This window comes from Rhizobium sp. WSM409, assembly GCF_057653825.1.
In genome coordinates, this window is sequence record NZ_JBYGKP010000002.1 from 657,541 (window position 1) to 677,361 (window position 19,821).

The 19,821-nt window shown below is 61.8% G+C and carries 19 protein-coding genes; 5 read left to right on the forward strand and 14 right to left on the reverse strand.

Features of this window, described 5'->3' with window-relative positions; genetic code table 11:
• Positions 1-58 precede the first annotated feature (58 nt).
• Entirely contained in the window at positions 59-535 is a 477-nt protein-coding gene (locus AC25BC_RS26665; RefSeq protein ID WP_003562931.1) for an Lrp/AsnC family transcriptional regulator, read from the forward strand.
• Positions 536-869: 334 nt separating this feature from the next.
• On the opposite strand, the gene AC25BC_RS26670 is transcribed toward AC25BC_RS26665, so the two are convergent.
• The 10 genes from AC25BC_RS26670 to ltnD form a co-directional block, all read right to left on the reverse strand.
• Positions 870-2,525 carry an ABC transporter ATP-binding protein gene (locus tag AC25BC_RS26670; RefSeq protein WP_128439673.1) on the reverse strand — a complete coding sequence of 552 codons (1,656 nt, stop codon included), beginning with the start codon at positions 2,523-2,525 and terminating at the stop codon, positions 870-872.
• The gene (locus AC25BC_RS26675; protein WP_003562928.1) at positions 2,522-3,388 is read right to left on the reverse strand and encodes an ABC transporter permease; all 867 of its coding nucleotides are present in this window, start codon (positions 3,386-3,388) and stop codon (positions 2,522-2,524) included. The genes AC25BC_RS26670 and AC25BC_RS26675 overlap by 4 nt, the downstream gene beginning before the upstream one ends.
• The gene (locus AC25BC_RS26680; protein WP_012755388.1) at positions 3,385-4,335 is read right to left on the reverse strand and encodes an ABC transporter permease; all 951 of its coding nucleotides are present in this window, start codon (positions 4,333-4,335) and stop codon (positions 3,385-3,387) included. Before AC25BC_RS26680 ends, AC25BC_RS26675 begins: the two co-directional genes overlap by 4 nt.
• A gap of 89 nt (positions 4,336-4,424) precedes the next feature.
• The gene (locus AC25BC_RS26685) at positions 4,425-6,035 is read right to left on the reverse strand and encodes an ABC transporter substrate-binding protein (RefSeq protein ID WP_003562925.1); all 1,611 of its coding nucleotides are present in this window, start codon (positions 6,033-6,035) and stop codon (positions 4,425-4,427) included.
• A gap of 63 nt (positions 6,036-6,098) precedes the next feature.
• Complete coding sequence (locus AC25BC_RS26690) at positions 6,099-6,812, reverse strand: HAD-IA family hydrolase (protein ID WP_003562924.1); 714 nt, start codon at positions 6,810-6,812, stop codon at positions 6,099-6,101.
• A 213-nt stretch (positions 6,813-7,025) separates the two neighbouring features.
• Complete coding sequence (locus tag AC25BC_RS26695; protein WP_487778568.1) at positions 7,026-8,402, reverse strand: aminotransferase class III-fold pyridoxal phosphate-dependent enzyme; 1,377 nt, start codon at positions 8,400-8,402, stop codon at positions 7,026-7,028.
• A gap of 13 nt (positions 8,403-8,415) precedes the next feature.
• Positions 8,416-9,252: a GNAT family N-acetyltransferase gene (locus AC25BC_RS26700; protein WP_003562921.1), complete on the reverse strand. Its 837-nt coding sequence runs from the start codon at positions 9,250-9,252 to the stop codon at positions 8,416-8,418.
• Between the two features lie 155 nt (positions 9,253-9,407).
• Positions 9,408-10,688 carry a 3-oxo-tetronate kinase gene (gene otnK / locus AC25BC_RS26705; protein ID WP_017996398.1) on the reverse strand — a complete coding sequence of 427 codons (1,281 nt, stop codon included), beginning with the start codon at positions 10,686-10,688 and terminating at the stop codon, positions 9,408-9,410.
• Between the two features lie 3 nt (positions 10,689-10,691).
• Positions 10,692-11,468, reverse strand: a complete 777-nt coding sequence (gene otnI / locus AC25BC_RS26710; RefSeq protein ID WP_128439675.1) for a 2-oxo-tetronate isomerase — start codon at positions 11,466-11,468, stop codon at positions 10,692-10,694.
• A gap of 14 nt (positions 11,469-11,482) precedes the next feature.
• Positions 11,483-12,427 (reverse strand): L-threonate dehydrogenase, encoded by a 945-nt coding sequence (ltnD, locus tag AC25BC_RS26715; protein ID WP_128439676.1) that lies wholly within the window; start codon positions 12,425-12,427, stop codon positions 11,483-11,485.
• Between the two features lie 254 nt (positions 12,428-12,681).
• Between ltnD and AC25BC_RS26720 the strand changes: the two genes are divergently transcribed.
• The 4 genes from AC25BC_RS26720 to AC25BC_RS26735 all read left to right on the forward strand — a co-directional run bounded on the left by AC25BC_RS26720 (position 12,682) and on the right by AC25BC_RS26735 (position 16,499).
• Entirely contained in the window at positions 12,682-13,680 is a 999-nt protein-coding gene (locus AC25BC_RS26720; protein ID WP_012755396.1) for a LacI family DNA-binding transcriptional regulator, read from the forward strand.
• 16 nt (positions 13,681-13,696) lie between these two features.
• Positions 13,697-14,371 (forward strand): 3-oxo-tetronate 4-phosphate decarboxylase, encoded by a 675-nt coding sequence (otnC, locus tag AC25BC_RS26725; protein ID WP_003562910.1) that lies wholly within the window; start codon positions 13,697-13,699, stop codon positions 14,369-14,371.
• 171 nt (positions 14,372-14,542) lie between these two features.
• A complete protein-coding gene (locus AC25BC_RS26730; protein ID WP_128439677.1) occupies positions 14,543-15,211 on the forward strand; it encodes a haloacid dehalogenase type II in 669 nt (222 codons plus the stop codon).
• 13 nt (positions 15,212-15,224) lie between these two features.
• A complete protein-coding gene (locus AC25BC_RS26735; RefSeq protein WP_003562907.1) occupies positions 15,225-16,499 on the forward strand; it encodes an NAD(P)/FAD-dependent oxidoreductase in 1,275 nt (424 codons plus the stop codon).
• A 63-nt stretch (positions 16,500-16,562) separates the two neighbouring features.
• Here AC25BC_RS26735 and AC25BC_RS26740 read toward each other — a convergent pair whose 3' ends face one another.
• From AC25BC_RS26740 to AC25BC_RS26755, 4 genes are all read right to left on the reverse strand, one after another.
• Positions 16,563-16,868 carry a DUF982 domain-containing protein gene (locus AC25BC_RS26740; RefSeq protein WP_003562905.1) on the reverse strand — a complete coding sequence of 102 codons (306 nt, stop codon included), beginning with the start codon at positions 16,866-16,868 and terminating at the stop codon, positions 16,563-16,565.
• 77 nt (positions 16,869-16,945) lie between these two features.
• The gene (locus AC25BC_RS26745) at positions 16,946-17,194 is read right to left on the reverse strand and encodes a hypothetical protein (RefSeq protein WP_003562903.1); all 249 of its coding nucleotides are present in this window, start codon (positions 17,192-17,194) and stop codon (positions 16,946-16,948) included.
• Between the two features lie 9 nt (positions 17,195-17,203).
• Entirely contained in the window at positions 17,204-17,956 is a 753-nt protein-coding gene (locus AC25BC_RS26750; RefSeq protein WP_260686088.1) for a ThiF family adenylyltransferase, read from the reverse strand.
• A 191-nt stretch (positions 17,957-18,147) separates the two neighbouring features.
• A complete protein-coding gene (locus AC25BC_RS26755; RefSeq protein WP_128439679.1) occupies positions 18,148-19,731 on the reverse strand; it encodes an aKG-HExxH-type peptide beta-hydroxylase in 1,584 nt (527 codons plus the stop codon).
• Positions 19,732-19,821: the final 90 nt, after the last annotated feature.

The window sequence follows — 19,821 nt, forward strand, 5'->3', positions numbered from 1 at the left end:
AAGCAGCAGCATAATCTGCTGCGTGATTGGCGATCTCGAGCAAATGAGGGCGTGTGAGATGAAACTCGACCGGATCGACGTAAAAATTCTCTACGAACTGCAGAAGAACGGCCGCGTCACCAATGTGGAACTCGCCGAACTGGTCAATCTTTCGCCAAGCCCCTGCCTGATGCGGGTGAAGAAGCTGCAGTCGGAGGGATATATCGAAGGTTATTCGGCTCAGATCAACGTCAGCAAACTGGGGCAGACGCTGACCGTGTTCACCGAGATCACCCTGAAAAACCACCGGCAGATCGACTTCGCCCGCTTCCTGGCGGCGATCGAGAAGGTCGACCAGGTGATCGAATGCCATCTGGTTTCGGGCGGCTACGATTATATGCTGAAATTCGTCACTGCCGGGATAGACGAATACCAGACGATCATGGAGCGGCTGACCGACCTGGACGTCGGCATCGACAAATATTTCAGCTTCGTTGTCCTGAAATCGCCGATTATCAAGGCCCACATGCCGCTGACCACCCTATTTCCGCATTAGAGCTATTTCAGCAAAACTGCGCATTTTTTTCGCGTCTCTCACCAGTCCTGCGCGGATACAGGTTCTCTCTGTCGTAGGTTGTTCTCCCTATAACTATCAGCTTCTACTGGTTGGAAGGACTTGCGACAAAATTTTCGGCCTTACCTTCCAAAGCCATGTTCGCTGCCACTTGCCGGGCTCCTGCCGTGGAGTCGAGGCTTTCCAGCACGACCCTGACCCGGTGCGCGCTTGATCGAGTAAGCGCCCAACTCTTGGTTCGAGGAGGGGAGTGCAGTTTGCCGCACAATTTCTTGAAGCAAATCCGACCCGAGAAATTTTGCAGTGGAATCGGCGCTCAATGCCGGCAATAAGCCCGCACCAGTTCCGGATCCTGCTGGAGCCCGTCGAGCCAGGCCGGATCGAGCGTCGGCACCGATGAGAAGAGCAGTTGCGAATAGGGGTGTTGCGGCGCCTTCACCGTCAGGGATGTGATTTCCTCGACCTTGCGGCCGCCATACATCACGACGATCTCGTCGCAGATCGCCTCCACCACCGAGAGGTCATGGCTGATGAAGATGTAGGAAAGGCCGAGTTCGCGCTGCAATTCTTTGAGCAGGTCGATGACCGCGGCGGCGACCACCGTGTCGAGCGCTGAGGTGATCTCGTCGCAGAGGATCAGCTTCGGATCGGCGGCGAGTGCCCGGGCGAAGTTGACGCGCTGCTTCTGCCCGCCCGAGAGTTCGCCCGGCCGGCGATGGCGCAGGTTGCGGGGCAGACGTACCATGTCAAGCAGCTGATCGATCCGGGCGTTCCGCGCCTTTCGATCCATGCGGTGGTAAAAGACCAAAGGTCTGTCGAGGATGTCCTCTACCGATTTTGCCGGGTTGAGTGCGGTATCGGCATATTGGAAGACGATCTGCATCTCGCGCAACTCATCACGCGAGCGCTCGCGCGCGTTGCGATGCAGTTCCGTGCCGTCGAAGACAATCTTGCCGACGGCGGCCGGCAGGATGCCGGCGATTGTGCGGGCGAGCGTCGACTTGCCGCAACCGGATTCGCCGATAATGCCGAGATTGCGGCCTCTTTCCACCTTCAGGCTCACATGCTCGACCGCGCGAACGAGCGGCAGGCCATCCGCCTGGCGCTGCCCATAGCCCGCGACAAGACCTTCGATGCTCAGCAGGGGAGCCGTCGCGGGTTCGGCGGGGCCTATTGCGCCGCGCGGTTTCGGTTCGAAGGCCGCGAGCAGCTCCCTGGTATAGGGATGCTTGGCATTGTTGAGGATTTCGTCGGTGGTGCCGGTTTCCTGGGTCTCTCCGCCTTTCAAGACCACGATGCGGTCGGCGATCTGGGCGACGACGGCAAGGTCGTGCGAGACATAAACGCCAGCGATGCCGCCCTTTTTCATGACCGATTTGAAAGCTCGCAGCACTTCGATCTGGGTCGTGACGTCGAGCGCCGTCGTCGGCTCGTCGAAGATGACGAGGGTCGGGTCGCCGATCAGCGCCATGGCGGCCGCCAGACGTTGCAGCTGGCCGCCGGAAACCTGGTGCGGGTAACGGCTGCCGATCGTCTCGGGTTCCGGCAGGGACAGCGCCCGGAAGAGCTCGACGGCCCGGGCCCGCGCATCGTCCGGCGACATCAGCTGGTGAATACGCGTGACTTCGATCACCTGGTCCATGATCGATGTGGCCGGGTTGAAGGCGGCAGCCGCTGATTGCGGGACATAGGCGACTTCGGTGCCACGCACCTTGGCGCGCTGCTTCTCGCTCAGCGTGACCATGTCCTTGCCGCCGACCGAAACGCTGCCGCCGGAGATACGACAGCCCGCACGGGTGTGGCCCATCAGGGTCAGGGCGATGGTAGTCTTGCCCGAGCCGCTCTCGCCGATCAGCGCGACGATCTCGCCCTCGGCAACATCGAGGCTGACACCTTTGATGATTTCGACACGCCGGCCGGAATCGGTGGTGGCTTCGACCTTCAGGTCACGGATTTCGATGAAATTGCTCATGACGTGCTCCGGTCGCGAATTTTCTGCGGCAGGTTGTCGATCAGCAGGTTGACGCTGATCGTCAGGCTGGCGATGGCAAGCGAGGGAAACATCACCGCCGGCGCACCGAATGGCAGGCCGCCGATGTTCTCACGTACGAGCGCACCCCAATCGGCATAGGGCGGCTGGACGCCGAGACCGAGGAAGGAAAGCCCGGAGAGCAGCAGAACGATGAAGACGAAGCGGATGCCGAGATCGGCAAGCACCGGCCCGACGATGTTGGGCAGGATTTCCGAGCGAATGAGATAGAGAGTGCTTTCACCGCGGATGCGCGCAACCGTGATGAAATCCATCGCGTTGATGTTGACGGCGAGCGCCCGGGCGAAGCGATAAGCGCCTGGGATATAGATCACCGACAGCGTCATGATCAGCACCGGGACCGAGGAGCCGACGGCAGCGACGACCACCAGGCCGAACAGCTTGCTCGGGATGGAGTTGAGGGCGTCGAGGAAGCGGCTGAGGATCGTGTCCAGCCAGCCGCCGGCGACCGCTGCGATCATGCCGAGCACGACGCCGCTGAAGCAGGCGATCGTGACCGCAGCGAGCGAGATACCGACTGTATACCGGGCGCCCATCAGAATCCGCGAGAGCATGTCGCGGCCGAGATAATCGGAGCCGAGCCAGAGTTCCCGACTCATCGGGCCGAAATAGTCGAGATCGATAATCTCGCCGACGGGGTAGGGGATGACCCATGGCGCGAAGATCGCAACGAGCGCCCATGAGAGGATCACAGTGAAGCCAATCGCGCCGACGATGTTGAAGCGATAGCCAAACCGGGTTCCGGACAGCCGGCCGGAGGTGGTTTCGGAACTGGTCATGGTCATCGGAGCCTCGGATTGGAAAGGATGGCGATGATATCGGCGATGGTGATCAGGAGCAGATAACCCAGGCAGAAAATCATCGCGCAGCTCTGGATCAGCGGCAGGTCGCGGGTGGCGACGGCATCCAGCATCAGCTTGGCGATACCGGGATAGTTGAAAATGGTCTCGACGATGATGACGCCTCCAAGCAGATAGGACAGCGAAAGCGCAACGGCATTGACGATCGGGCCGAGCGCATTCGGCAGTGCATGGCGAAAAACGATGCGCGGGCGGGACGCGCCCTTGAGCAATGCCATCTCGACATAGGGTGTGTTGAGCGTCTCGATGACAGCTGCGCGCGTCATGCGGATCATCTGGGCCGAGACCACGAAGGTGAGGGTGATCACCGGCATGGCATAGACGCGCAACAGATCGGTCAGACTGTGGACCTCATTGGCGAAAGACAGCGCCGGCAGCCATTTCAGATAGACGGCGAAGATGAGCGCGGCGGAGGTCGCGACCATGAACTCCGGCACGGAGATGACGCCGATGGTGATCACGGTGACGATCCGGTCGTAAAGTGTGCCGCGCAGCATCGCCGCGGTGATCCCGAGCGTCAGCGCAATCGGCACGGAGAACAGCGCGGTGACGCCGGCAAGTTTTAGCGTATTGACGAAGCGGCCCGCAATGAGAGCGGCGACCGGCATTTCGTTGGCATAGGACGTGCCGAGATCGCCCTGCAGCAATCCGACGATCCAGCGCAGGAAACGAAAGAGCGCCGGTTCGTCGAGATGCATGGCCTTGCGCAGGCCTTCGACGGCTTCCGGCGTGGCGGCTTGGCCGAGCAGGATCGTCGCCGTATCTCCCGGCAACAGCGTTGTCGCAAAGAAGACGGCGAAGGAGACGATCACCAGGGTGATCACGGCGACGAACAATCTGCTCAGTACAAGGGATAAGACCTGGCGGTTCACGGGCGTCTTCCCTTTGCGTTCGAGTTAAGTTCCATCAATGCAGATGGAGGAACTGGGGCGCGGCTGCAGCCCCAGTCTCCTTTGCCGTATCAGGCTTCAAGCCAGACATATTCCGCGAAAGCATATCCCATCTGGCCGCCGAGCGGGTTGGCTTCCAGGCCCTTGAGCTTGGCGGTCGTGGCGTCGACGTTCGAGATATAGGCGGGAATGATAGTACCAGCTTCCTGGGCGACCATGCCCTGCATCTCGTTGTAGATCGTCTTGCGCTTGTCTTGATCGAGAGAGCCGCGCGCCTCGATCAGCATCTTGTCGAACTTCTCCGACTTGTAGTGGCTTTCGTTCCATGGAGCGTCCGAGGTGTAGAGCAGGGAGAAGAGGATATCGGGTGTCGGCCGCGGGTTGATATTGCCGAAGTGGATCGGCGCCTTGAGCCAGTAATTGTCCCAATAACCATCGGATGGCACTCGCTGCACATCGAGCTTCATGCCGATTTCGGCGCCGGCCGCCTGGATGATCATGGCCATGTCGATCGACGAGCTCGCCGCATCGGAAGCGATGATCGGAATGGATTGGCCAAGCACGCCGGCCTTGTCGAAGTGGAACTTCGCCTTCTCAGGATCGAAGGCTCGCGCTTTCAGCTCTGTGTCATGATAGAAGTTCGCCGGCGAAACGGGTTGATCGTTGCCAACTTCGCCGAGACCGCGCAGCGCCGCTTTGACGATCTGTTCGCGGTTGACGAGATACTTCATGCCCTCGACGAAATCCCGCTTGTTGCCGGGCTCCATATCCAGTCGCATGTTGAGATTGGTGTAGTTGCCGGAGGTGGTCTTCGACAAGGTGAAGCCGTCGCCCTGGGTCTCGACGAGGCGCATCGAGCGCGGATTGATCGAGGCTGCGAGGTGGATGTCGCCCGAAAGCAGCGCGTTAACGCGGGCATTGTCGTCGCTGATGGCGAAATATTCGAAGGAATCGACGTTCGGGCCGGATTTCCAGTAATTCTTGTTCTTGATCCCGACCGAGCGAACGCCCGGCTCGAAGACTTCCTTGACGAAGGCGCCGGTGCCGTTGGCCTTGGTGAAATCGGTCGTGCCGTCGGCGACGATCATGAAGTGATGCATCGACAGAATGGTCGGCAGGTCGGCATTCGGGCTGGCGAGCGTGATCTCGACGGTTTGTTTGTCGACCGCCTTGAAGCCGGTCATCTGGGCGGCGATCTTGGCGACCTTCGAGCCGACGGATGGGTCGAGATGGCGCTTCAGCGAGAAAACCACGTCATCGGCGGTCAGCGGCTTGCCGTCATGGAAAGTAACGCCGTTCTTCAGCTTGACCGTCCAGGTCTTCGCATCCTTGGACTCGATCGCGTCGGCAAGCTCCATCTGCGGCGTGCCTGATTTGTCGAGGAAGGTGAGGCGGTTATAGAAGGAGCAGCACCGGACATAGTCGGTGGAGAGCGACGCCTTGGCGGGGTCGAGTGTATCGGCCGTGGAGGACGACCAGCCGGCCGCCTTGAGCGAGCCGCCGGAAACGGGTGTAGCGGCGAGCGCCTTGCCGGCGCGGCCAAGCACGAGCCCGCCAGCAGACAGGGCCACGCCGCCCGCAAGCATCATATGCAGCAACTCACGACGAGTGGCGCCACGGCGGATGGCGCTTTCGATCCTGGCGTCGTCGGATCTGGTCCAATTGGTGATCTTGTCGTTCATCTCATTCCCCTTTTCTTGTGTGGCGGGCTGCCCGTTGCGGGCAGGCCCGATCTGCTTTCAAAGTCAGGCGCGCGCGGCAGCCGCGGCATCGGCAAGGCCGGCCATGGAGGTGAAATGGTAATCGGGTTTGGTGAACTCGGCCGGTTCGATCGTGCCGCCGTAACCCTTCTCAGCATGTCGCCGCTCGATCCAGCAATTGGTCAGCCCGAGTTTCCGGGAAATCCCGATGTCGTGGTACTGGCTCTGGGCGACATGCAGGATGTCTTCCTTTGAATGTCCTTGCGAGACGACGTAGTCGAATACCTTCTCGAAGAAGGCGGGATCGGGTTTCTCGGTCCCGGTATCATCCGCGGTGAAGGCGGCATAAAAGGGATTGCCGAGTTCCTTCTCGAAGAAATCGAATGCCCAGCGGCGGGCGTTGGTCATCGCAACGAGGCGGTAATCCCTAGCAAGACTTGCCAGCGCCGCGGCGCTGTCTGCAAAACCCTTCCAGCTCATCGCCGAATCCCGCAGCCGTTCGCCATATTTTTGCTCAGTGGGCAGGCCGAGCTTCGGCGCGATCGAGAGGTAGACGCGCACGAGGTCGTCGGGAAAAAGGTCGGCATCCTTGGAGTAGCGGGCTGCGCGGTAAAGGCTAAGCGCCTGCTCGCCGTCGACTGTGCTTCCGACCTCGGCCGCGATCTCGGCGAGGCAGGTCTTGAGGCCGCCTTCGAAGTCGATCAGCGTGCCGACGACGTCGAAGGTCATGTATTTGAATTCCGAAAGGCTCTTGCTCACGTGAATTCCCCAGTGTTCGGCTCCTGTCGGAGCGCGGCTTCTCGAAGAAGAAAATTCTGTTCCGCTGGCGGGGTCTTTGTCCCGCTCTTTTGAAGGCTGGCATCTGCCGGGGCCTTTCGTTGTTTTCAGTGTGTCACCTGCACCGTGCCGGATTCGCCGAATAGGCATCATGAGGCGGCACAAAATACCGAATCTGACCGTTTCGCGATATTCTCAGGCCTGCAACGCCCGCCGCACGTCCGGGTCCTCCAGCGTCTCGTCCAGGGTGATGCGGGTGCGCTCGACGATCGCGTCTATCTCCGTTTCGGTGCAGCAGAGCGGCGGAGCATAGCCAAGCACACCATTGCCGAAGGCGCGGATGACGAGGCCGTTCTCCCAGGCGCGATCGAAGATGCGGCGGGCGGGTTCGGCGGATGCCGGCAACGGCGTCTTGTTCACCTTGTCGACCACGAGTTCGACGGCGGCGAGCATGCCGCGGCCGCGGACATCGCCGACGAGCGGATGATCCCTCAGCGACTCCAGTCCCCGCATCAGCCGCGCGCCGGCCCTGACGCCATTTTCGAGAAGGCCATTTTCGTAAAGCCTCAGGACTTCGAGGCCGACCGCGGCGCTGACGGGATGGGCCGAATAGGTGTAGCCATGGCCGATGGCGGCAGCACCGGCGCCCTCGGCAATCGTTTGATAGACGTGATCGGCCATCAAGGCAGCGCCCATGGGGACGTAGCCGGAGGTGAGGCCCTTGGCGGTCGTCATGAAATCGGGCACGATCTCATCCTCGGTGCAGGCAAAAAGCGGGCCGGTGCGGCCAAAGCCGGTGATCACTTCGTCCGCGACGAAAAGGATGTCGTGCGCGCGGCAGAATTCGCGCATGGCTTTCATCCAGCCTTTCGGCGGCACCAGAACGCCGCCCGAGCCCTGGATCGGCTCGACATAGAAGGCGGCAACGCGTTCCGGCCCGATCGCCTCGACCTTGCTTTTCAGCGCAGCAAGCGAGGCGTTGATGATCGTCTGCGGATTGTCGCCCACCGGGTTGCGATAGGCGTAGTGAGACGGAATCTTATGCTGCCAATCGAATGGAACGCCGAAGCCGGCATGGAAGGCAGGCAGCGCGGTCAGACCCGCGCCGACCGTCGAGGAACCATGATAGCCCTGTTCGACGGAGATGAACTGATCGCGCTGAGGCTGTCCACGGGCATGCCAATAGTAGCGGATGAAGCGGACCGTGCTGTCCACCGCATCGGAGCCGCCGAGCGTGAAATAGACATGGTTGAGATCGCCAGGCGCGCGGTCGGCGAGTTCGCCGGCAAGCCGGATCGCGGGCTCGGAGCCGAGGCCGAAATAGGCCGTCGCATAGGGAAGCTCGCGCATCTGCCGGGCCGCTGCCTCGACGATGCTCTCGTGGCCGTAACCGGCATTGACGCACCAGAGGCCGGCGAAGCCGTCGATCAGCTGCTTGCCAGAGGCGTCGGTGACCGTCGCGCCCTTGGCCGAGGCCAGCACGCGCACGCCGAGCTTTTCGTGGCCGCGGTAGGAGGCGACCGGATGGATGAGGTGAGCGCGATCGAGTTCGATGAGGGAATTGCTGTACATGGAGATCTCCGGATCAGCCGAGCGCCTGGCTGGCGAGGGCAAAGGTGGTGACGGCCGGGTCGGCAGCTTGGCGAACCAACGGCTTTTCCATCGTGATTCCGCCGCCGACATGAGCGAGCCCCTGTTCGGCGAGCCATGGAGAAAGCCCGGTCTCATCAGTGGTGTCGACCCTGAGGAACCGTCCGGACCGTCTGGCGATGAAATGTTCGATGAGTTTTCGGGCCTCGCCGAGGTTGGCGGCCACGACGGGTCCGATCACTTCGCCGCGGCCGAAGGGACGCAGGCACGCAAAGCCGGAAACGCGGCCATCGCGGCGAATGACGGCGAATGCGCCGATCCCGGCGAAATAAGAGAGCAGCCCTTCGCGATCGGCGCCGAAGGCACGGCGATCGAGTGCCGCGATAGCAGCGAGGTCGGCGTCGGTGGCGGCTTGCGTTTCCGCCGGCACGGCGATGTCTCCGGCAAGGCCCTGATGTTGCGCCACGGTTCCCGTCTCGTGGAAACCAAGCTTCTGGTAGAGCGGCAGGCCTGCCGTCGTCGCCACCAGCCTCAGCGGCCGGTCTCCGGCGGCCAGCAATGCGGCGTCCATGAGCTTGCGGCCGAGACCCCTGCCGCGCATCGTCTCGTCGACGATGACCATGTTGATCGTCGCACAATCTCTCTTGTAAGGCGTGACGAGGACGGTGCCGACGACCTTGCCGTCCTCGACCGCAACCATCCCGTTGCTCAAGGCGAGCGCCAGCTGCCAGTCTTCGGTCCGATGCGGCCAGCCCGCCTGCCTTGAGAGCGCAACGGCGGCTTCCAGATGGTCGGGGCCGAACGGGACGATTTCGATCTGACTTGTTTGCATGGCGGCGTCCTTCATGTCGTGCCCGCCAGTCTGCCGGAGCGCCGGCGGGCAGATCGTCTGAAGGCCGTGGTTCAAGCAGTATCTTATGGCTTTGCTATCATCGGCGGCCGCATCTTATGCTAGAACCGACCGATATTCGTCGGATCCCGGGTCTGTCAATGCATCATCGCCAGCGCTGCCGTAAAGAAATCCTCGCCTCCGAAGTTTCCTGATTTCAACGCCAGCAGCATGTCGCCCTGGGCATTGCCGACTGTGCGCAGCACCGGAACACCGGGCGCAATCTCCGGGCCGATCAGAAAAGCCGGAATGGCGAGCCGGTCGACGGCCGCGCCCGAGGTTTCGCCGCCGGCGACCACAAGGCGCCGCACGCCTCTCTCCACCAGTTCGGCTGTGATGATCGATGTCGCGGTCTCGATCGCGTGGCCGGATGCCTCTCGTCCATGGAGCGATTGCAGCCGAGACACGGTTGCAGGCGCAGCACTCGCGGCGATGACGACGGGGCCGGCGGAGATGCGGTCTCCGGCCCAGGTAATCGCCGCGGCGATCTCATCCGGACCGGCAAGCAGCCGCTCCGGGTCGAGCCGCAGGACGGGCATCGATCGTTCGGCGATGTCGAGCTGGCGGAGCGTCGCCTTCGAGCAGCTGCCGGCAACGATCGCGGAAAGCCCGCCCACCGGGCGAATGGCGTCCTCCGTCGTTGCGCCGCCGGAGGAAATCCGACCGGAGCGGACGAGCGCGCGGGCAAGGCCGAGGCCGAGGCCGGACGCACCGGTGGACACCGGCATTTCCAACGCAATCTCGCCGAGCGTTTCCAGATCGCGTTCGAAAATCGCATCGGCGATAACAGCGGTGACGCCTGCGGTGCGAAAGGAATCGAGCCTCATTTTGACGGCGCCGGGTCCGGCGCCGATGGTCGTGAGATCGACCAGCCCGACAGCATTGCGCGATTGTCGGGTGAGCACCCGAACGAGATTGGCGTCATGCATCGGATTGAGGGGGTGATCCTTGAGCGGGCTTTCATTCAGCGGCTGTCCGCCGACGAAGAGATGGCCAAGATAGACGGTGCGTCCCGTTTCCGGAAAGGCGGGCGTCACCAGCACGACGCCGCCGCCCGCCGCCTCCCTCAAGGCTTCGGTGACCGGACCGATATTGCCGGCATCGGTGGAATCGAATGTCGAGCAGATCTTGTAGAGCACATGGCCGGCACCCCGCTGGCGCAGCCATCGCTCAGCGCTGATGGCAGCCGTCACGGCGTCCGAGGCCGAGACGGAGCGGATCTTCAGGGAAACGACCACGGCGTCGACATCCGGTAGTGCCAGCGACGGGTCGGGAATGCCGACCGTCTGTACCGTGCGCAGACCGTTCTTGGTCAGGGTGTTGGCGAGGTCGGAGGCGCCCGTATAGTCGTCAGCGATTGATCCGAGGAAAATAGCCATCGTCTAGCTCCGTGCAAAAGGTTTGAACCAGCCAAGACCGTCGAGAGTGTGGTCGCGCGGAATGTATTCGCAGCCGACGAAACCGTCGTAAGCCAGGCGGTCGATTTCGCCGAACAGATAGGGATAGTTCAACTCCTCCCCATCCGGCTCATTGCGTGACGGCACACTGGCGATCTGGATATGGCCGGTGATCGGCAGCAGGCGTCGCAATGCCATGGTGACGTCGCCATGGATGATCTGACGGTGATAGATGTCGAACTGCAGCTTCAGGTTCGGCAGACCGGATTCGGCAATCAGCCGTTCGGCGGCGCCGAAGTCGTTGAGGAAATATCCAGGCATGTTTCGCCCGTTGATCGGCTCGAGCAGCAGATCGATGCCTTTTTCCGCAAGCCGCCCGGCAGCATAAGTGACGGAGCGCCGATAACAGGAGGAGGCGCCTTCGTCATGATGGTCGGCGATGCCTGCCATCAGGTGCAACCGTCTGACCCCGGTCGCCTCCGCATAGTCCAATGCCCGCTCGACATCGGCTTTCAGCGCATCGAAGCGTCCGGGAAGGGCCGCGATGCCCCGCTCGCCGGATGCCCAGTCGCCTGGCGGCAGATTGAAGAGGGCCTGCTGCAGATTGTTGCGGTCAAGCCGTTCGGCGATCGCCTCCGGCGTGGCTTCATAGGGAAAGAGGTATTCGACGGCGGCAAAGCCTGCATCGGCTGCGGCGTCGAAGCGGTCGAGGAACGCCCATTCGTTGAACATCATCGTCAGGTTGGCGGCAAAAACCGGCATGTCGAGCGTTCCTTTTACAGGCTCTGCGGCTCTTTGGTGGAACCGGGCAATTCAGCGCCCGAAAGCTTGGCGTAGAGCCGCGCGAGCGAGGAATCGTCGTCACGGCCCATGCCCGCCCCGGAGGCGGCAAGATACATCTGCAAGGCTGCCGCCGCGAGCGGTACCGGGTAACGCTCGGAGCGGGCCATGTCTTGGACGATACCGAGATCCTTGACGAAAATCTCGATGCTGCTGAGCGGAGTATAGTCTCCGGCCAGCACATGCGGCACGCGGTTTTCGAACATCCAGGAATTGCCGGCCGACGCGGTGATCACCTCATAGACCTTGTCGAGGTCGAGGCCCTGCTTGGCGGCAAAGGTTATCGCCTCGCAGGCGGCCGCGATGTGGACGCCGGCGAGAAGCTGGTTGATCATCTTGAAGGCAGCACCTTTTCCGGCCTCGTCGCCAAGCTCGTAGACCTTGGCGGCCATGGCGTCGAGACCCGGACGCGCGGTGTCGAAGGCCTGTCTGGAGCCGGAGGCCATGATGGTCAGTTCGCCCCGCGCCGCCTTGGCCGTGCCGCCTGAAATCGGGGCGTCAAGATAATGCCGGCCAAGAGCCTCCGTCCGCTGCGCCAGATCGCGCGCGACGGCGGGATCCATGGTGGCCGACGAGATGAAAACGGCGCCGGGCTTCATTGACCTTGCAACGCCCGCAGGGCCGAACAGCACGGCCTCTGTCTGCGCGCCGTTGACGACCACTGAGACGACAATGTCGGCGTCCTTTGCCGCAGCGGCAGGGGTCGCCGCCCCACGTCCGCCATCGGCGATGAAGCGGTCTACTGCCGCCGGCGTGATGTCATATCCAACGACGTCGAGACCGGCGCGCTTCATCGACCGGGCCATTCCAAGCCCCATGGAGCCAAGACCAATGATGGCTGCGACAACGGCCGAGCCCGAGTTTTCAGCAAGCGGTGGCATGAGCAGGTTCTCCAGTCTTGTGAGAAAGGTCTGCGCCCTCCGGGTGTTAGGTTTGGGAGGGCAGAAGGTACGTCAGCCGCACGTTGGCAGCGCTGCCAATTTCATTAGAGCATTTTGGCAGCGTTGCCAACTCGAAATGGTAGCGCTGCCAAAAAAGTCTTGCTTCTTGTCGGGAGCGATGAAACAGGTGATGGGGAAGTGGCCATCGGCGGACAGGCCGGGCAACCAGGCCGCAAGCTGGGTCAGACGTAGTGATGGAATTCAAACATCAGCCGACGGTAACGCTTGCCGAAGTCGCGGAAACCGCCGGTGTCGGCGAGAGCACGGTGTCGCGCGTGCTGCGCAACCATGGTTCGTTTTCCGACAAGACGCGCGAGCGGGTGATGGCCGCCGTCGAGCAGCTGGGCTATGTGCCGAACCGGATCGCGGGAACGCTTGCCTCCACCGGTTCGCGTCTTGTCGCCTTCGTCATTCCCTCTTTGTCCAACATCGTCTTTCCCGATGTGCTGCGCGGTGCCAGTGCCGTTCTGGAGGAAAACCGGTATCAGGCGGTTTTCTCGGTGACCGACTATGATCCGGGCAAGGAAGAAGCGCTCGCCGCTGCGATGCTTGCCTGGCGGCCGGCGGCGGTCATGCTGGCGGGGTGCGAGCATAGCGAGGGCACGGTGAAGATGCTGCGCGCCAGCGGGTGCCGGGTCGTCGAACTGCTGGATCTGGACGGTGATGCTCTCGATATCGCCGTCGGCTTCTCGAACCGCGCGGCCGGGCGGGAGAGCGCTGCCTTCCTGCTCAAGCGGGGGTATCGCCGGATCGGCTATGTCGGTCATGACCTGAACCGCGATACCCGTGCCGGCAAGCGTTTTTCCAGCTTTTGCGAAACGCTCGGCGCGCATGACGCCCCGCTCGTCGCCCGTGAAATTCTCGCCGGCGCTTCATCCGTGGAAAACGGCAGGCTGGGGCTGGAGCGGCTGCTTGCCCGGACGAGGGATCTCGATGCGGTTTATTTCTCCAACGACGACATGGCGCTGGGCGGCTATTTTCATTGTCTGGCCGAGGGGATAGCGATCCCCTCGAAGCTCGCCATTTTCGGCTATAACGGCCTCGATATCGGCCGGGCAACACCGCAACCCTTATCGACCATCCGAACGCCGCGTGTCGCGACCGGACAGATGGCCGCGCAGTTGGTCGTCACGAATGCGCCGCCGCAGGCCGTCGATCTCGGCTTTGAACTGATCGAAGGGGCAACCGCGTAATATTGGAGGAACTGTCATGTCCGACGCGCGCCTGCGTGAGGAAATCTGCCGATACGGCCGCTCGCTGTTCGAGCGCGGGCTGACGCCTGGTTCATCGGGCAACATATCGTTGCGGCTGGAGGATGGCGGCTGGCTGGTCACGCCGACCAACGCCTCGCTCGGCTTTCTCGACCCGGCACGGATCTCCAGGCTCGATGCCGAAGGCAGGCTCCTGTCCGGCGACAAGCCGACCAAGGAGATCCCGCTACACACTGCCCTCTATGATACGCGCGGCAGTGCCCGCGCCATCGTCCATCTTCACTCCACCCACGCGGTGGCACTGACCATGCTGCCGGAGATCGATCCGCGCGCCGCCCTGCCGCCGATGACGCCGTATTATCTGATGCGCGCCGGCGAAACCGCGCTGGTGCCCTATTATCGTCCCGGCGATCCGGCGGTGGCCGACGCGATCCGCGGACTGGCGGGCAAGTATTCGTCAGTGCTTCTGGCCAATCACGGACCTGTTGTTGCCGGCGACAGCCTGGAAGCGGCGGTCTTTGCGACCGAGGAACTGGAGGAAACGGCGAAGCTCTATCTGCTGTTGCGCAACCTCAATCCGCGTTTCCTCAGCCCGGCGCAGGTGGCCGATCTCGTCAACACCTTCGGCCTCGACCTTCCGTCGCATCACGATGATGATCACGACGGCGATTGAAGGCGTCACTCCGCCGGCCGTTGACGGCGGGCAGGCGCACAACCTTCTGCCAAACCCTGCTTTCGATACGATAGATTCTGCTTCCGATGGCGGCAATTCAGGCGAGCTGTGGGTGAAGCGGTCCCTATGATTGTGACACGTCCCCAGTTCCGATCGCTCAAGGATACTCAAATGACGACGTTCCGTCCGAAATACATCACCTTCGACTGCTACGGCACGCTGACCAACTTTCAGATGGCGGAGGCGGCACGCGATCTCTACGGCGAAGAGCTCGACGAGCCACGCATGGCGGAGTTCATCAAGAATTTCGCTGCCTATCGCCTCGACGAGATCATGGGCGACTGGAAACCCTATGCCGAGGTGGTGCACAATTCGCTCGAGCGGACATGCAAGCGCAACGGCGTGACATTTCGCGACGAAGCCGCCTGGATGGTCTATGAGCGGGTTCCGACCTGGGGGCCACATTCAGACGTCCCGGCCGGTCTCGCCAAGGTCGCCAAGGAAATCCCCTTGGTCATCCTCTCCAACGCCATGAATTCGCAGATCATGTCGAACGTTGAAAAACTGGGCGCGCCCTTCCACGCGGTCTATACCGCCGAGCAGGCGCAGTCCTACAAGCCACGCTTCAAGGGCTTCGAATATATGCTCGATATGCTGGGCTGCGGGCCGGAAGACGTGCTGCATTGCTCGTCCTCCTTCCGCTATGACCTGATGTCGGCCCACGACCTCGGCATCAAGAACAAGGTTTGGGTCAATCGTGGCCACGAGCCGGCCAATCCCTATTACGGCTATGTCGAAATTCCCGATATCTCGGGCCTGCCTGGCGTCGTCGGGCTCTGACGGAGAGACGCGGATGTGGTTCGAATCCTACTGGCACGACACGGCACCAGCCTTTGCCGGCGGCGCTCAGGGCCCCGTCGAAGGACATTATGACGTCGCCATCATCGGCGCCGGCTTCACCGGGCTTGCCGCGGCGCGCCAGCTTGCAAAGGCCGGCGTCAAGGTCGTCGTGCTGGAGGCTGAACGGGTCGGCTGGGGGGCATCGGGGCGCAATGGCGGCCATCTCAACAACGGGCTCGCCCACAGTTTCCTGTCTGCCAAATCAGCACTCGGCGTGGAGCGGGCCGTCGCCCTCTACAAGGCGTTCGACGATTCCATCGACACGATCGAGGCGATTATCGCCGAAGAGGAGATCGACTGCAGTTTCCGCCGCGCCGGCAAGCTGAAGCTTGCCTCCAAGCCGCAGCATTTCGACGCCATTGCCCGCAATTTCGAGGCTGTTCACAGAGAAGTCGATCCCGACACGGCACTTCTGACGGCGAGTGACCTGAAAAGCGAGGTTGGGTCGCCCTTCCATGGCGCCATGCTCTCGAAGAAAAGCGCGATGATGCATATGGGCTGCTATGTCGTGGGGCTCGCCACGGCGGCCGCGCGTCACGGCGCGACCATCTTCGAAAAGGCGGCCGTGACCGCCCACCGGCAGGGCAACGGCCGCCACAGCCTGACGACGGCACGCGGTACCGTCACCGCAGACCACGTGCTGGTCGCGACAGGCGCCTATACGCCGTCGCTCTTTAATTATTTCCGCCGCCGGATTATTTCCGTCGGCAGCTTTCTGATCGCCACCCGTCCGCTGACCGACGCCGAAATCGCCGCTACGATGCCGGGCAACCGGACCTGCGTGACGTCGATGAACATCGGTAATTATTTCCGGCTATCGCCGGACAAACGGCTGATCTTCGGCGGCCGTGCGCGATTTTCCGCCACGTCGGATCAGCGCTCGGACGCAAGGAGCGGCGATATTCTGCGCGCCAGCCTTGCTGAAATCTTCCCGCAGCTTGCCGGCGTCGAAATCGACTATTGCTGGGGCGGGCTCGTCGACATGACGAAGGACCGCTATCCGCGCGCCGGCTATGTCGACGGTGTCTGGTATGCCATGGGCTATTCCGGCCACGGCGCCCAGCTCTCCACCCATCTCGGCATGATCATGGCCGACGCCATCCTCGGCAAGGCCGACCTTAATCCGATCAAGGGGCTCGACTGGCCCGCCGTCCCCGGCCATTTCGGCAAGCCGTGGTTCCTGCCGCTCGTCGGGCTCTATTACAAGACGCTCGATCGCTTCCAGTAACGGGCCGGATCAGTCCGATTGCCACTGTTCTAGGATTGCGATGAGCGCCCGCGCGGCGGTTAACTACCTGGCCTCGCTGACGGGATAAATCCTGAAAATCCCAAGGCGGTTATCAGTCGTGATCGCTGCAATACCCGCCTCATATGCGGCGCGGACGATTGCCTCATGCAATTTCTCAGGCTCGCTCTCTCCGGTAAGGACCTCCAAACAGATGCTCACCGCCGTGAGAAATTCCTCACCGTCGTCGGTGGGCCATTCCTTCAGCAACAGTTGGGCAGCCTCGCGAGCGGTATGGATCACCTTGCGATCTTTCCCTTCCGCAAAAACCAGAATTATCGTTGGGAAACTTTTGAACATATCGAATCTCATTGCCCCCTGAACTCCGCGGGACGGCCAGTGCCAATGCCGGGCCATGGTTTCGGACCGGGATTGGCCACACATGCTCGTCAACCATCTTCGGTGTCGTTTCGACAATCACGTCGCCTTTCTTCCCTTTGGTGGGAAGCAAGCTTGGCTTTTAGCTCGCGGGCTGCCGCCTCAAGAAGTCGCTTGAATTCTTCGGAGGTTACGCCATCCGCGCGCATCACCATGGCGATCAGTGGATCACCAAGAGCTTCGGTTATCGTCAGCTCATCGTTCTTTCCGGCAGTTGCCCCAACGGAGCAATGATATTCCGAGGAAAATAGCGCGATCATGGACATACCTTACATTCGGGTTCTTTGGAGAGAGCGCAGCTTGGCCTGGTCGCCTTTGAGGTCCAATATCCATTGGCGTCCCCGGGCGAGCGAGTGTCTCGAAAGGCATTTTTGGACAATCTGCGACACGGCAAGGCCGGCGACCAATGGGCTGTCGACGGTAGCCTGCGGCGCGCGTAAGCCGTCGTCGGCCGTGACTTGGGTAGCGCAATGGCAGACGGAACATGCGTCCTCATGCACCAAGGCCAAAGGCCCTGCCATGCAATAGTTTGCAGAGCGGCCCAGATGCAGATGAGGCGGCAGGCCGGCTTCCAATGCCAGGCAGGCTGACAGGAGATCTTGGGTTGGACGAGAATCGCCGCCGGCGAGGATGAGGAACGGGTTATTGGCGTAGTTTGCGATTAACCGCAGCGCCGAGGCGCCTTCCGCAAATTCCGGCAGGGCGAAGACAGTGGCCGAGAAACCCGCGGCCAGATGGGTCGCCAGCCTGTCCGTCTTCAGCCGGCCGAGATCAGCCTCGCATGCCCATGGGAGATGGTTCAAGTCGTTCTCATCGATACGATCCGCATCCACGAGAAGGAAACGACGCGCGCCGAGGGCCGCGAGCTGGATGGCGATCTGCGAGCCCAAGCCGCCGCATCCGATGATGACGAAGTCGATGTCGCCAAACAGTGCGATGTCGCGTTGCCGATGGCAAAGAGGCGCCAGGAAGGGGTCGTGATGATCGACTGCGGCGGGATCATATTCGTCCGTCGCCGGCATATCTGGAGCCTCCAACGAGACGACGAATGCAGGCCTGGTAACATGGGGGCTCTGTTCCTCGACAGAATCGGCACTATTGCCGGTGAACAGAGCCCCCCGGCCGCCCCGCCCCAGGCTGTGGGTGACAAGCTTCGGGAAGTCGACGGATACGCTGGCAGCCGCCGATAATCGTTTGGACCGATAATTGACCATCACATCGCCTCCATCTCGCGGGGCGCAACTCCGCGGATCGTCGCGGCGTAGTGACCGTAATCCTCGCCCATCGCATAATCGGGTGTCTTCACAATCACGTGGAATTTGCCGTCGTACCACAGGCTGACATTGTCGCCGCTGTCATCGATCTCTCGCCGGCCCATCCGAGGATCGATCGGCTCCTTGCCGCGCAGCAGCATCTGTCCGATATCCCAGGCTTGGCGATCGAGAACTCGCTGGCGCTCGGCAAGATGCGCCTGCCGGTGCGCAATGGGTTCTTCGGCAAGCAACTGGCTGACGAGGAACAAGATCCGACTACTCCAGGAAGGAATGGCGGCGATGTCTGGGAGGTCGAGGAGGACATCGCCGCCGAGACGTTCGATCCCTTTCCGAGCGATGTCGATAAGCGGGACTTGCCGCGCGGCATAGGCGATTATGAATGCCGCTTTCCGGGAGCGGCGCTTAGGATCCGCCTCGGTGGATAGGCATGCCATGCGCAAGGCGCACTCCCAGGGAATGGTGTAGGCCGTATGCAGGATGCTCTCGAGCGTCTGTAGGTCCTTCTTGTATGGGGAAACATATTGGAACTCGCCGGGCAGGGATGCCGCCGCCGAGGTCGTATAGAACCCGAGCAGGATATTCCCCGCCTCATGAAGCAGTTGGGCCGCTGTCGCGGCATGATCGCCGGCGCGTAATCTCTCGCTGGAAAGGACGATGAGCGCGCTGCCCGGCAATTCGTTCGAACTCGAAAAGGAGCACTGCGGTTCGCGCCGCACGCCAACGTAAAGCGTGTGCAGGCCGGCGATCAGACGCTGATGGCCATACTCGTCCAAGTCCGCGATCAATGCGAAGGCCTTCTCCAGATGGTCGGCGATTCGATCCAATTGCGCATCGTCGGAGATCGGAAAGCCGGGCCGGGGATAGTCCGGCATGCATCGGCGCAGGAGGGCTTGCATGATACGGCTACGCGCCGGACTTTCGATGTGCATGAGGCCGATGCCGCAAGAGAGCCGGCACGCTGTCTGACGTTCGAGTTCAAGATCCGATGCGATCAGATCCGGCTGCAGATAGCGGCCGACAACCTGCACATCGGGGCGGGCTGCCTGCCATTCCAGACTGCGCGCGAGCGCATCCATCCAGGCCGCAAGTACGGATGAACGGTAAGGGTCGGCGCGGACCGGTCCGGCAACCGCTGGCGGAAGCTCCGGCAGGCGAGTGTATCGGCCATCTGCAAGGTCGGGGAAATAGCCTGACAGTGCCTCTACCCCAGCCGAACAACCGGCGAGCTTCGAAGCCGCCGCAAGCGTGCGGCCATATTGGAAGCGTCGCTTCAAAAGGTTGCGTGTTGCCACGCGCTGGAGGGAGACGGAACTTGCCATCAGGGGATTGCGCTTGAGCAGGAGGCGCGCCTCATCTGCCAACTGTTGTATGCGGGACGCGGACATCGGCAGCCTCCGAGAGTTTGTCTTCGGGCGGATCAAGGTTGCATCTCGGGCAAAAATGCCGGAGTTCGGGACGGCTTTGCCCGGCATCGGAACGTTGCGCGTCGTCGGTTGAGAGGCACTATTCCCCAAGGGCGTCATTGGCCCGCCAGTTTGGCGTTAAAAATCCGTAAAAATGACGTAAACAAAGAAAAAGCCTCCAAGATCGAGGAGGCTTAGAATTCTGGATAA

Bases quoted from the DNA above. Each gene is read 5' to 3' on its own strand.
- AC25BC_RS26745 (WP_003562903.1), bottom strand. From the start codon at position 17,194: ATGATCGCGCTATTTTCCTCGGAATATCATTGCTCCGTTGGGGCAACT.
- AC25BC_RS26730 (WP_128439677.1), top strand. From the start codon at position 14,543: ATGACGACGTTCCGTCCGAAATACATCACCTTCGACTGCTACGGCACG.
- AC25BC_RS26700 (WP_003562921.1), bottom strand. From the start codon at position 9,252: ATGCAAACAAGTCAGATCGAAATCGTCCCGTTCGGCCCCGACCATCTG.
- AC25BC_RS26750 (WP_260686088.1), bottom strand. From the start codon at position 17,956: ATGCCGGCGACGGACGAATATGATCCCGCCGCAGTCGATCATCACGAC.
- otnC (WP_003562910.1), top strand. From the start codon at position 13,697: ATGTCCGACGCGCGCCTGCGTGAGGAAATCTGCCGATACGGCCGCTCG.
- AC25BC_RS26695 (WP_487778568.1), bottom strand. From the start codon at position 8,402: ATGTACAGCAATTCCCTCATCGAACTCGATCGCGCTCACCTCATCCAT.
- AC25BC_RS26720 (WP_012755396.1), top strand. From the start codon at position 12,682: ATGGAATTCAAACATCAGCCGACGGTAACGCTTGCCGAAGTCGCGGAA.
- AC25BC_RS26755 (WP_128439679.1), bottom strand. From the start codon at position 19,731: ATGACGCCCTTGGGGAATAGTGCCTCTCAACCGACGACGCGCAACGTT.
- otnI (WP_128439675.1), bottom strand. From the start codon at position 11,468: ATGCCGGTTTTTGCCGCCAACCTGACGATGATGTTCAACGAATGGGCG.
- AC25BC_RS26685 (WP_003562925.1), bottom strand. From the start codon at position 6,035: ATGAACGACAAGATCACCAATTGGACCAGATCCGACGACGCCAGGATC.
- AC25BC_RS26670 (WP_128439673.1), bottom strand. From the start codon at position 2,525: ATGAGCAATTTCATCGAAATCCGTGACCTGAAGGTCGAAGCCACCACC.
- AC25BC_RS26740 (WP_003562905.1), bottom strand. From the start codon at position 16,868: ATGAGATTCGATATGTTCAAAAGTTTCCCAACGATAATTCTGGTTTTT.
- otnK (WP_017996398.1), bottom strand. From the start codon at position 10,688: ATGGCTATTTTCCTCGGATCAATCGCTGACGACTATACGGGCGCCTCC.
- AC25BC_RS26675 (WP_003562928.1), bottom strand. From the start codon at position 3,388: ATGACCATGACCAGTTCCGAAACCACCTCCGGCCGGCTGTCCGGAACC.
- AC25BC_RS26665 (WP_003562931.1), top strand. From the start codon at position 59: ATGAAACTCGACCGGATCGACGTAAAAATTCTCTACGAACTGCAGAAG.
- ltnD (WP_128439676.1), bottom strand. From the start codon at position 12,427: ATGCCACCGCTTGCTGAAAACTCGGGCTCGGCCGTTGTCGCAGCCATC.
- AC25BC_RS26735 (WP_003562907.1), top strand. From the start codon at position 15,225: ATGTGGTTCGAATCCTACTGGCACGACACGGCACCAGCCTTTGCCGGC.